Source organism: Roseibium sp. FZY0029, from assembly GCF_036350355.1.
Taxonomy (GTDB): Bacteria; Pseudomonadota; Alphaproteobacteria; order Rhizobiales; family Stappiaceae; genus Roseibium.
On sequence record NZ_JAZDVZ010000006.1, the window covers coordinates 119,493 to 131,742 of the forward strand.

The following is a 12,250-nucleotide window of genomic DNA, read 5'->3' on the forward strand; positions in this document are numbered from 1 at the left end:
AGAGGGCCCGAAGGCCCTCTTGTGACTAACTTCCCAGAGCCTCTTCGAGGAACGCCTGCAACTGCGCCAGATGCGAAGACATCAGGCCGGTAGCGGTCGATGCCATCGCCTTGCGGCCTGCGTAACGCGGGCGCTTGTGCTTGGCGTCGATCTGGTCCAGGACCCATTCGATATAGGGCTCGACGAAGAACCAGCCGCCCATGTTCTTGGGCTCTTCCTGACACCAGACCATTTCGGCCTGCGGGAAGCGGGCCAGTTCCAGCATCAGCGCTTTTTTCGGGAACGGATAGAGCTGTTCGACACGAAGCAGGTAAACGTCGTTGACGCCGCGCTTTTCGCGTTCCTCGAACAGGTCGTAATAGACCTTGCCCGAGCACATCACGACACGGCGGATCTTGTCGTCCGCAACCAGCTTGCCATCCGAGCTCAGGTTCGGGCCCCAGTCGTCCCACAACAGGCGGTGGAACGTGGAATCCGGTCCGAGTTCCTTCAGCGTCGACACGGCTTTCTTGTGGCGCAGCAGGGATTTCGGCGTCATGAGAATCAGCGGCTTGCGGATATCGCGGCGCAGCTGACGGCGCAGAATGTGGAAGTAGTTCGACGGTGTCGAACAGTTCGCAACCTGCATGTTGTCTTCCGCGCAGAGCTGGAGGAAACGCTCCAGACGGGCGGAGGAGTGTTCCGGACCCTGGCCTTCGTAGCCATGCGGCAACAGGCAGACAAGGCCGGACATGCGCAGCCACTTGCGCTCACCCGAAGAGATGAACTGGTCGAACACCACCTGAGCGCCGTTGGCGAAGTCGCCGAACTGCGCTTCCCACAAGGTCAGGGCACGGGGCTCTGCCAGCGAGTAGCCGTATTCGAAGCCCAGAACGGCCTCTTCCGACAGCATCGAGTTGATGACTTCATAGCGCTGCTGGTCGGGAGAGACGTTGTTGAGCGGAATGTACCGGCTCTCGTCTTCCTGATCATACAGAACCGAATGGCGCTGCGAGAACGTACCGCGTTCGCAATCCTGACCGGACAGGCGCACCGGATGGCCTTCCTTCAGCAGCGAACCGAAGGCGAGCGCTTCGGCGGTTGCCCAGTCGATGCCTTCGCCGGTCTCGATCATGCGCTCACGCTGGTTCATGAAGCGTGCAATGGTGCGGTGGATGTTGAAACCGTCCGGCACGTGGGTCAGAGCCCGTCCGATCAACTTCAGCTCCTCGATCGGCAGACCCGTCTCACCGCGACGCGGATCATCCTCGTCGTCGGCACGCTTCATGCCTGCCCACTTGCCGTCCAGCCAGTCGGCCTTGTTCGGCTTGAAGGCCTGGCCGGCATCGAACTCGTCGTCCAGATGCTTGCGCCAGTCAGCTTTCATGTGCTCGATTTCGTCCTGCGTCAGAACACCTTCCTTGATCAGGCGTTCCGAGTAGAGCTGCAGGGTCGTCGCATGCTTGCGGATCTTGCGGTACATGATCGGCTGCGTGAACGCCGGCTCGTCGCCCTCGTTGTGGCCGAAGCGGCGATAGCAGATCATGTCGATGACCACCGGACGATGGAACGTCTGGCGATATTCGATCGCGATCTTGGCTGCGAAGACGACGGCTTCCGGATCATCCGCGTTGACGTGGAAGATCGGCGCCTCGATGACCTTCGCCATATCCGACGGATAGGGCGAAGAGCGCGAGAAGCGCGGATTGGTGGTGAAGCCGATCTGGTTGTTGATGATCACATGGACCGAACCGCCGGTGCGATGGCCGCGCAGCGCGGACAGGCCGAAACATTCGGCAACAACACCCTGGCCCGCAAATGCGGCATCGCCATGCAGCAGCAGCGGCAGAACCGTGCCACGGTCGATCTCGGTGGTGTCGACGAAATTGCCGTTCTCATCGGCCGCCAGCTGGTCCTGCTTGGCGCGCGCCTTGCCCAGAACAACCGGGTTGACGATTTCCAGGTGCGACGGGTTTGCCGTCAGCGACAGGTGAACGTCGTTGCCGTCGAAGGTCCGGTCGGACGAGGCGCCAAGGTGATACTTTACGTCACCAGAGCCTTCCACATCGTCCGGCGCGTAGGAGCCGCCCTTGAACTCGTGGAAGATTGCCCGATGTGGCTTCGCCATCACCTGGGAAAGCACGTTCAGGCGGCCGCGGTGGGCCATGCCGAACACGATTTCCTTCAGGCCCATGGAGCCGCCGCGTTTGATGATCTGTTCCAGCGCCGGGATCAGCGCTTCACCGCCATCAAGACCGAAGCGCTTGGTCCCGGTGTATTTGACGTCGAGAAACTTTTCGAAACCTTCGGCTTCGACTAACTTGTTCAGGATCGCCTTCTTGCCTTCCGTGGTGAAGGCCACCTGCTTGTCCGGACCCTCGATGCGCTCCTGGATCCAGGACTTGGCTGCCGGATCGGAGATATGCATGAACTCGACACCCAGGGTCGAGCAATAGGTCCGCTTCAGGATGTCCATCATCTCGCGGATGGTGGCGTATTCCAGACCCAGAACATGGTCGATGAAGATCTTGTGGTCCCAGTCGGCTTCGGTGAAGCCGTAGGACGAGGGGTGCAGCTCCTCGTGATCGCCCTTGCCGGCCAGGCCGAGGGGGTCGAGATCTGCATGAAGGTGGCCGCGCATGCGATAGGCGCGGATCATCATCAGGGCGCGAACGGAATCGCGTGTCGCCTGATGAACTTCCTGATCCGAGACCGGTTCGCCCTTGGCTTCGGCCTTCTTTTTCAGTTTGTCGCCGAGCTGCTGCTCGATCGGGCCCCAGTTGCCGTCGAATGCATTTACGAGGTCGCCATTGGCCTCGATCGGCCAGTCCTTGCGTTTCCAGGTCGCCCCGCGAGCCTCTTTCAGAACGGCTTCCTTCTCGTCCTGGAAGGCAGCAAAGAAGTCCTGCCAGTCGGCATCGACCGAGCTCGGATCCGTCTTGTACTGTGCGTAGAGGTCTTCGATATAGGCTGCGTTGGCGCCGTAAAGCAACGACGTCAGTGCGAATACGTTGTTCGCTTCCTGCCGTGCCATGTCCTTTAGCGGAGGTATCCTCCGCCCTTTTGTTTAGGCGGGCCCGAAAAATTGACCCGCGGCCGGTTTCCCTACAACGGCCGATGGTTTCCACCGACCCCTCGAAAAATGGTTACGGCACGTCAACCGCGCCGGAACCCATCCTTTCATCATGCGACAGGAAACGTAAACAGTTTCCGTCCCCATCGCGAAAGATTCTTGCAGAATCAGCCCTTCAAGACTTCGAGAAGGGTCTCGCCGAGCTTCGCGGGAGACGGTGACACCTTGATGCCAGCAGCTTCCATCGCAGCGATCTTGTCTTCTGCACCGCCCTTGCCGCCTGAAATAACGGCACCGGCGTGGCCCATGGTACGGCCCGGAGGCGCTGTCCGTCCGGCGATGAAACCAGCCATCGGCTTGGACCGACCGCGCTTGGCTTCGTCCTTCAGGAACTGCGCCGCGTCTTCTTCCGCAGAACCACCGATTTCTCCGATCATGATGATCGACTGTGTTTCGTCGTCGGCCAGGAACATTTCCAGGACGTCGATGAACTCGGTGCCCTTGACCGGGTCGCCGCCGATGCCGACAGCCGTCGTCTGGCCGAGGCCGGCATTGGTGGTCTGGAAGACAGCTTCATAAGTAAGGGTGCCGGAGCGGGAAACAACACCGACGGAGCCTTTCTTGAAGATGGAGCCCGGCATGATGCCGATCTTGCACTCTTCCGGGGTCAGGATACCCGGGCAGTTCGGGCCGAGAAGGCGCGACTTGGATTTCTCCAGCTTGGCCTTGACCTTGACCATGTCGGCAACAGGGATGCCCTCGGTGATGCAGACGATGAACGGAACTTCGGCTTCGATCGCTTCGATGATCGCAGCGCCCGCGCCTGCCGGCGGAACGTAGATCACGGAGGCGTCGGCACCGGTTGCTTCCCTGGCTTCGCCAACGGTCGCAAAGATCGGAAGCGATGCAGCGCTGTCGACACCGGAAGACCAGGTCTCGCCACCCTTTTTCGGGTGCACGCCGGCGACCATCTTGGTGCCGTAATACTCAAGTGCCTGTTCCGTGTGGAACGTGCCGGTCTTGCCGGTCAGGCCCTGAACGATGATTTTCGTGTCTTTATTGACGAGGATGGACATTTACGCGCCCCCCTTCACGGCTTTCACGATTTTCTGGGCGGCGTCGTCAAGATCATCAGCGGCGATCACGTTCAGACCGCTTTCGTTGATGATCTTCTTGCCGAGTTCCACGTTGGTGCCTTCCAGGCGAACAACGAGCGGAACCTGCAGGCCGACTTCCTTGACGGCTGCAACCACGCCTTCCGCGATCACGTCGCAGCGCATGATGCCACCGAAGATGTTGACCAGGATGCCCTTCACGTTCGGATCGGAGGTGATGATCTTGAATGCGGCCGTCACCTTCTCCTTGGAAGCACCACCGCCAACATCGAGGAAGTTGGCCGGTTCTGCACCGTAGAGCTTGATGATGTCCATGGTTGCCATGGCAAGGCCGGCGCCGTTGACCATGCAGCCGATGTCACCGTCGAGAGCGACATAGGCGAGATCGTATTTGGACGCCTCAATCTCTTTCTCGTCTTCCTCGGTGATGTCGCGCAGTTCCATGATGTCCGGGTGACGGAACAGGGCATTGCCGTCGAAGGAGACCTTGGCGTCCAGAACGCGCAGGTGACCGTCCTTCATGACGATCAGCGGGTTGACTTCCAGAAGGCTCATGTCCTTCTCGACGAACGCCGTGTGCAGAATCGGGAACAGCTTCATGCCGTCTTCACGTGCCGCACCGGTCAGTTCCAGCGCATCGCACAGCTTGGCGGCATCGGCCTCGGTAACACCGGTTTCCGGATCAATCGGCAGGGTGACGATCTTTTCGGGGGTTTCTTCGGCAACCGCTTCAATGTCCATGCCACCTTCGGTGGAGACAACGAAAGCCGGGCGGCCAACGGTGCGGTCGACCAGAATGGAGAGGTAAAGCTCACGCTCGATGTCGGCGCCGTCTTCGATGTAGAGACGGTTGACCACCTTGCCGGACGGGCCGGTCTGCTTGGTGACCAGCGTGTTGCCGAGCATTTCCTTGGCGTTGGATGTGACTTCGTCCAGCGAGAAAGCCAGACGGACACCACCCTTGGCGTCGGCGGACAGTTCCTTGAACTTGCCCTTGCCGCGGCCACCTGCGTGGATCTGCGACTTCACGACCCAGAGCGGGCCCGGAAGGCTCTTGGCGGCTGCTTCGGCTTCGTCGGCGGAGAAGATGGCAACGCCTTCGGCCACCGGTGCACCGTATTCCTTCAGAACGGCCTTGGCCTGGTATTCATGAATGTTCATGTGTTTCCCCCGTTGTCGGAGGACCGTCCTTCCACCAGGGAAGAACGGCCGCAAATTCCCTTAGGCGGGCCCGGTTCAGGCGAGCGCCGGCTGAATTTTCTTGCAGGCCTCGACCAGACCATCGACGGACGCGACGGACTTGTCGAAGTTTGCCTTTTCCTCACCCTGCAGGTCGATCTCGATGATGCGCTCGACGCCATCGGCGCCGATCACGACCGGAACGCCCACATAGGTGTCCTTGAGGCCATACTGGCCGTCGAGGGCAGCTGCACACGGCAGGACGCGCTTCTTGTCCTTCAGGTAGCTTTCAGCCATTGCAATGGCGGAAGCAGCCGGAGCGTAGAAAGCAGAGCCGGTCTTCAGCAGGCCGACGATCTCTGCGCCGCCGTCACGGGTGCGCTGGACGATTTCTTCCAGACGCTCGGCCGTGCACCAGCCCATCTTGACCAGGTCGGTGAGCGGGATGCCGGCGACGGTGGAGTAGCGGATCAGCGGTACCATGGTGTCGCCGTGGCCGCCGAGAACGAATGCGGTCACGTCTTCGATGGAGACGTTGAACTCGTCTGCCAGGAAGTAACGGAAGCGGGCGCTGTCGAGCACGCCGGCCATGCCGACGACCTTGTTCTTCGGCAGGCCGGAGAACTTCTGCAGGGCCCAGACCATCGCGTCGAGCGGGTTGGTGATGCAGATGACGAATGCGTTCGGGGCATACTTTGCAATGCCGGCGCCAACCTGCTCCATAACCTTCAGGTTGATTTCCAGAAGGTCGTCGCGGCTCATGCCGGGCTTACGCGGAACACCGGCGGTCACGATAACAACGTCCGAGCCTTCGATGGCTTCGTAGCTGTTGGCACCTGCCAGCTTGGCATCAAAGCCATCGACCGGGGAGGACTCAGCCAGATCGAGCGCCTTACCCTGCGGAACACCTTCCGCGATGTCGAAGAGCACGATGTCTCCCAGTTCCTTCAAACCTGCCAGATGTGCGAGTGTGCCGCCGATCTGACCAGAGCCGATCAAGGCAATCTTGTTCCGCGCCATTTCGAAAGTTTCCCTTTACGTAAGATGGAACTCCATGCCATCCTCTGATGACTGAGGATGGCACTACTCCCTTTGCTCCGCCCGCGCAACCTCGCCAAAAGAATATTGCGCGATGGCGGACAAATTTTCTCATATCTTCCCGCCTGCATAATTCCCCTATAGGGAATGCAGACCTATGCGTGTATCTTTCGTCTTTCTCCCGCAAGGTAGGCCCCGGACCGCATCTCGATCAAGCGCGAAGCCGTGCGGTCGAATTCGAAGGCTTCCGTCCCGTCCTCGCCGATATAAAGATCCTGCGGTTCGGCCTCGGCGGAGACGACCAGCTTGATGCCGTTATCGTAAAGTGTATCAATCAGATTGATGAAGCGCTTGGCCTCGTTGCGCCTCGCCTTGGAGAGCACGGGCACATTGTCCAGAAACACCGTGCCAAAGGCATGGGCGATGCGCAGGTAGTCGCTTGCTCCCAGCGGCTGCATGCACAGGTCGTCGAAGGAGAACCGGGCGGCACCGGCCGCAACGCAAGGAACGGCAATCTTGCGGCCCTTGTTTTCAAGCTCTTCCGAATGAGGCGTCATGCCGTGGGTCAGCTTGGCGAAGAGGTCGTCCATATGCGCATCCGCGCTGTCACCCAGAGGCGTGACATAGACCGGCGCGCCGGCGAGCTTTTCCAGGCGGTAGTCCGTCGGACTGTCCAGATGAAGCACCTCCACCTTGGACGTCAGCAACTTGATGAAGGGCAGGAAGAGCTGGCGGTTGAGGCCGTCCTTGTAGAGAAGGGACGGTTCGACGTTGGACGTGGCAACCACGATGACGCCGCGTTCGAACAACTGGGTGAACAGGCGGCCGAGGATCATGGCATCGGCGATGTCGGTCACAGAGAACTCGTCGAACAGCAGCAGGCGTGTTTCTTCTGCAATCTGCTTGGCTACGGGCGGGATCGGATCGTCACCCTTGACCTCGCCGCGCTTGTGCGCCTGGCGATGGGCGTGGATGCGCTCGTGCACATCAGTCATGAATTCGTGGAAATGAACCCGCCGTTTGCGGCGAATGACCGTGACCTCGTAGAAGAGGTCCATCAGCATCGTCTTGCCGCGTCCGACGCCACCCCACATGTAAAGCCCCTGCACGGAGGCCCAGAGCTGGTTCTTCTTGCTGGCGAACAGCCAGCCAAGCGAACTTTTCTTAGAGGCCAGACGGGTTTCGGCAAGGCGGGTATTCAGGAGATCGAGCTGGCGCACAGCCTCCCGTTGCACGGGGTCTTCCTTGATCTCACCCGACGCGATCAGCGCGTCGTAGCGGGCGCTGAGGGCGCGGTTGACCGGCAGTTCCATTTTCAAAGGTGCTGCTCCCTCCATGAGAAATCATGGGGTCTTGGACGTATCTATGTGCACGGCGGAATAAGGTCAAAACGTCGCAGATGCAAGTCATGATATGGTTGTAACCGATCACACATTCTTACGTATTTGTATTTCAACCGTTTGAAATTTAAGGATTTCAGGCCTGATGAGAATTTCTCTGCTGCCGCATGATCCGGACTGGATTCGCCAGGCCGACCTGCTGATGAATGACCTGCGGCACCTGCTGGGAACAAGGGCCGAGGGCCTGGATCATGTCGGATCGACGGCCGTGCCGGGGCTGATTGCAAAGCCGAAACTCCACATCGATATTTCGCTGGCCCCCGGTGCTTCAGCGGACACGGTCACCCACGAGCTCTTGCATCTGGGCTACCACAACCTCGGTACCCGTTTCCGGGACGATGAAGTGCAAATGACACGGCCTGCCGGGCCAAGGCCCCAGCCGGCCGGGACGAAACATCAGGAGGTGATCATCGCCCACCGGATTTGCCTGTGTGCCTTCGGCTGCCCCTCACCAGGGCTGCGGCGGACATTTCGCGATGCCTTGCGCAGCAACGAAAGCCTTGCGATGCGCTACGCGGCTCTGAAACAGGATCTCAGCCGCAAGGCCGGGCAAGACGCCGACTGGGAGCTCTACACGTCCGGCAAGACCAGCTTCATTGAAGATGTCCTGTCCAGCAGGAAGGACCGTGCGCTCATCACCCGATGAGGCTCCGTGCGCAACGCTTCCAAGGTTCGGGCGGTCAGGTAAAACAAAAGCGCCCGCAACCGGTAGGTGGGTTACGGGCGCCTGGCACAGGGAGGGGGCCTGTGCGGGAGGAACGCAATGATGACCCTTCACGACTCGTCTTCGCCGGAGGGCCTGCGGCCCCTTGCCTGTATTCGCCTGGCATAGGGAGTTTCCAGGCGAAGACCAGGATTGTGGGCGGTTAGCGCAGATAAAGTGCCGTCTTGCGGCCGTTCTGCACTTCCTGAAGATAGAGAAGCTGAGCAACAAGGTAACATTCGGACTGATCGTCCAGATTAGCCTTGCGTCCGCGACCGTCGGTCAGAAGCCAAGCGTTGCCGGACTTCACCACATCGCATTCGATCGGGTCTGAAGCATCGAAACCGGCCTTGTTGAACAGCTCCGTGCCGACGCGACTTCCGGTATCGTCTTCAAGACCCTTCATCGCCATGCGCATGCTGCGATAGGCCTTGTGGACCGACAATGTAGCGACGATTGCAGTTACCACCTCGTCTCCGTCCATGGCGGCAAAGCGCACAACGCCGCCTTCCTGCGGAATGATGGAATTGGAACAGGGTGTGCGCTGGAGATCGCCAAGCGTGGTCCATTCGGACCGCAACGTCACGGTTGCAGGTTGGCGCAGGGCGGCCATTTCCTTGGAAAGGCGCTTTTCCGCTGCCTTCTGCGGGTTTCGAAGCGCCCGCTCCGTACGGGCGGATGTCGCCGCGACAGTGCCTCCGATGCGCAAGCGGCGGAAGACAATGACGTCGCGCATCAGGTCGGTGCGCTCCACCCGCCATCCGGCGTCCAGCCATGCATTCTGGTGAACCAGGCTGCCGCCGGAATTGGCCCACCAGGTACGATGTTCCCGGGCGCTCTTGGGCAGCGACGAACCTATGATATCTTCAACTTCGTTCAGCTTGGCCGCCCAGACTACATCTTCCAGTCGCGCCAAGTGTTCCCGCAGTGGTTCATATTTTGACATTTGCACAGCCTTTCCGGTAGCTATGCAAATATACACCTATAGCGCGAGCTGTCCAGCATTAATACGGAGGGGCTTTAACGGTATAGCGAGATAGGCGATCCGGTTGATGTTTGGCCGTTAAACTGGCCGGAAGCGCTGGAATAAAGCTGCGCAACGATCAGGCCGGCACCGTCCTTCAGGACCACCTGATTGCCGCTCAGGTCCCAGGCGGAAATGCCGGACAGTACCGGGGAACTACAACCTCTGGTATTTGCGCGGTAACCGCCGGACCAGGTGGTCAGCGTCATGAAGGCCATGCAGTTTTCGCCCGCGGAGCTGATTTTCCAGCCACCCAGAAGATCCGTGCGGCCAATTTCCTTGGCATCGGCAGGTGCTGCAACCGGGTTGCTGGCCAGATCCGTCGGTTGTGCAGACGGGTCGTTGAGACCGGCGCCCTGCGCGTTGGGATCAAGCGGTGCAAGCTGTCCCGAGCCCACTGGCGTTGTCGGGGTCGCCGGCAGCGGTTCGGCATAGTTGCGGCCCCCGGACAATCTCTGGCAGCCTGCTGCCAGAACGACCAGGCCAACGATCAAAACAAACTTTCCCGCGCGCATCATGACGAATCAATCCCTCACCTTCGTCCCAATATGGGAGCAACTCTTAGCCCACAATTTGTCGAAAATCCAAAATCCTGAAAATCGACCGTCTCAAGATCTGTCAGGCGACGCGGTTCGAAACGTTGACTCCGGCTGATTTTGGAGGCTCCACAAGCCTGTCGATTGCCCCTGCGATCCTCTCGAAATAGGCGGCGCAGGCAGCAAAACCTTCCGGAAAAGGCGGCTTTGCGGCAATGTTCCACCAATGGCTGGAGGTAGTGGTTTTCCATTGCGGGGGCAAGACGACGGGGTCCTGATCGGTGAGATAGATCACCCTGTCGGGAATCTCCGCATGTGGCATCAGGAAAATCTCGACCGGTTTGGGAGCAAGGCCATTGGCGTCTATCCCCCTGGCCGACAGAAGCCGGTGCACGTGCCGGCTGAGGCTTTGCGAAGGCGACACGCCCGCGGAAAAGGCCCGCATCAGACCGCCGGCCCGAAAGTTCAGATAGGCTTCAGCCAAGGGCGACAGCAGGCTGTTGTCCGGACAGACGAACAGAACGGTTGTTTTTGGCACGGGGTCTTCCTTCGCGGAAAAAGCCCTGACAGGAACGCCACGGGCGGCCTCCCCCTACAGCCGCGACAGGAAGACTTTATGACAAAGCCGGGAAAGGCCGTAAAATCATGAGGATATCTTTTCAGAGCCTGATAAACAGGAGCGCAAGCACTCCCGCTATGACCGGCGTTCCACTGACACCGCAGTGCGGGAGTTGCGCCCGAACCTTGAAACAAGTCCTTGAGGAGCCCCTATGCCAATTGCCTTCTGGTGCGTCCTTGTTGCTGCCATTCTTCCCATGCTTTCGGTCTTTCCGGCCAAACTGAACAAATCCTTCGACAATTCCCGTCCGCGCGATCCGGACTACTGGCGAGACGGGTTCCGTGCCCGGGCGCAAGGCGCACAGGCAAATGGCTTCGAAGCGTTTCCGCTGTTTGCAGTTGCCGTTTTTGTCGGCCTCAACCAGGGCGGCGATCCGCACTGGATCGACCGACTTGCCGTGCTTTTTGTGCTTTTGAGGATCATTTATATCGGCTGCTACTGGGCGGACAGGGCATCGCCGCGCTCGCTTGCGTGGATCGCCTCGTTCTTGACATCCTTGGCAATTTTCACCAGTTCCCTATGGAGCTGAGCCGCTTGTGAGCGGGATCCGATCCTGAAAATCGTACAACGACCATTTGCACCAAGAAGCTGATTTCGTTAACGATGCATCGGAGTGAGGCAGTTATCTCGTGGGCAGAGGTGCATTGTGCGGACGACCGATCAGACGACAGACACCTTGCCGACGCGCCGTCAGGCCGCGTCCCAAAGGCAGATTTCGGATCAGCATATCGTCGATGTTCTGATCGCAGAACGGGGCAAGCTGGTGATGGCGAGCCCGTGGTGGCCTTTCATCAGACCCTTCGCTCATAAGATCCTGCGATACAAGTCCGCGGTCGAAATGGCCGACACGATCGCGCATATGGAAGCGCTGGACGTTTTTGCTCATCTGAGCAATCTGCTGTCGCTTGACGTCACCACGCTCGGTCTTGAACGGGTGCCGAAGGAGGGGCCTGTCGTTCTGGTGTCCAACCACCCGACCGGTATTGCGGACGGTATCGTTCTGTACGATGCCATCAAGTCGCGACGCAACGACCTTGCCATCTTCGCCAATCGCGACGCGATCCGCATCAATCCGCGCCTTGCCGACATGATTATTCCAGTCGAATGGCGTGCGGACTTCAAGAGCCGCGAAAAATCCAAGGAAACGATCAAGCTTGCCTCCTCGGCCTTCGCCAAGGAGCGGGTCGTGGTGCTGTTTCCGTCCGGACGTCTGGCCTACTGGCACGACGGCAAGCTGACCGAACGCCCCTGGATGACATCCGCCCTGGCGCTGGCGCGCAAGAACAAGGCCCCGATCATTCCCATGCACATGGGCGGGCGCAACTCCGGGCTGTTCTACTTCCTGGCCAGGGTCTCCACTGAATTGCGTGACATGACGGTCTTCAACGAATTGCTGAACAAAGAAAATGCCAAGTTCAACGTGCATTTCGGCAAGCCGATCCGGCCGGAGAAGCTTGAGGGCGATCTGGGGGACCTGACCGAGCAGATGCGCATTCACTGTGCCGAAACGCTGGCAAAGGATCCCGACGCCGAGTTTTAGTACCGGCCCGCCGGCCCGCGACAAAGCGACGGATTTCCTGAATG

The 12,250-nt window shown here is 59.6% G+C and carries 11 protein-coding genes; 3 read left to right on the top strand and 8 right to left on the bottom strand.

Annotated features, from left to right (window positions below):
- Positions 1-25: 25 nt before the first annotated feature.
- From V1T76_RS18335 to zapE, 5 genes are all read right to left on the bottom strand, one after another.
- A complete protein-coding gene (locus tag V1T76_RS18335; RefSeq protein ID WP_330562091.1) occupies positions 26-3,013 on the bottom strand; it encodes a 2-oxoglutarate dehydrogenase E1 component in 2,988 nt (995 codons plus the stop codon).
- Between the two features lie 206 nt (positions 3,014-3,219).
- On the bottom strand, positions 3,220-4,128 hold the full coding sequence (sucD, locus tag V1T76_RS18340; protein ID WP_330562092.1) for a succinate--CoA ligase subunit alpha: 909 nt from the start codon (positions 4,126-4,128) through the stop codon (positions 3,220-3,222).
- On the bottom strand, positions 4,129-5,328 hold the full coding sequence (sucC, locus tag V1T76_RS18345; protein WP_330562093.1) for an ADP-forming succinate--CoA ligase subunit beta: 1,200 nt from the start codon (positions 5,326-5,328) through the stop codon (positions 4,129-4,131).
- A gap of 75 nt (positions 5,329-5,403) precedes the next feature.
- On the bottom strand, positions 5,404-6,366 hold the full coding sequence (gene mdh, locus V1T76_RS18350; protein WP_006935492.1) for a malate dehydrogenase: 963 nt from the start codon (positions 6,364-6,366) through the stop codon (positions 5,404-5,406).
- Between the two features lie 173 nt (positions 6,367-6,539).
- Positions 6,540-7,697 (bottom strand): cell division protein ZapE, encoded by a 1,158-nt coding sequence (gene zapE / locus V1T76_RS18355; protein WP_330562339.1) that lies wholly within the window; start codon positions 7,695-7,697, stop codon positions 6,540-6,542.
- A 172-nt stretch (positions 7,698-7,869) separates the two neighbouring features.
- On the opposite strand from zapE, the gene V1T76_RS18360 reads away from it, so the two are divergent.
- A complete protein-coding gene (locus V1T76_RS18360; protein ID WP_330562095.1) occupies positions 7,870-8,430 on the top strand; it encodes a GrpB family protein in 561 nt (186 codons plus the stop codon).
- Positions 8,431-8,650: 220 nt separating this feature from the next.
- Here V1T76_RS18360 and V1T76_RS18365 read toward each other — a convergent pair whose 3' ends face one another.
- The 3 genes from V1T76_RS18365 to V1T76_RS18375 all read right to left on the bottom strand — a co-directional run bounded on the left by V1T76_RS18365 (position 8,651) and on the right by V1T76_RS18375 (position 10,585).
- The gene (locus V1T76_RS18365) at positions 8,651-9,433 is read right to left on the bottom strand and encodes a DUF7662 domain-containing protein (protein ID WP_330562096.1); all 783 of its coding nucleotides are present in this window, start codon (positions 9,431-9,433) and stop codon (positions 8,651-8,653) included.
- Positions 9,434-9,507: 74 nt separating this feature from the next.
- The gene (locus tag V1T76_RS18370) at positions 9,508-10,029 is read right to left on the bottom strand and encodes a protease inhibitor Inh/omp19 family protein (RefSeq protein WP_330562097.1); all 522 of its coding nucleotides are present in this window, start codon (positions 10,027-10,029) and stop codon (positions 9,508-9,510) included.
- A gap of 100 nt (positions 10,030-10,129) precedes the next feature.
- Positions 10,130-10,585: an arsenate-mycothiol transferase ArsC gene (locus V1T76_RS18375; protein WP_330562098.1), complete on the bottom strand. Its 456-nt coding sequence runs from the start codon at positions 10,583-10,585 to the stop codon at positions 10,130-10,132.
- Between the two features lie 232 nt (positions 10,586-10,817).
- Here V1T76_RS18375 and V1T76_RS18380 point away from each other — a divergent pair, with 232 nt between their 5' ends.
- Complete coding sequence (locus tag V1T76_RS18380; protein WP_330562099.1) at positions 10,818-11,195, top strand: MAPEG family protein; 378 nt, start codon at positions 10,818-10,820, stop codon at positions 11,193-11,195.
- Positions 11,196-11,312: 117 nt separating this feature from the next.
- Positions 11,313-12,206, top strand: coding sequence for a GNAT family N-acetyltransferase (locus V1T76_RS18385; RefSeq protein WP_330562100.1), 894 nt, complete (start codon positions 11,313-11,315; stop codon positions 12,204-12,206).
- Positions 12,207-12,250 lie beyond the last annotated feature (44 nt).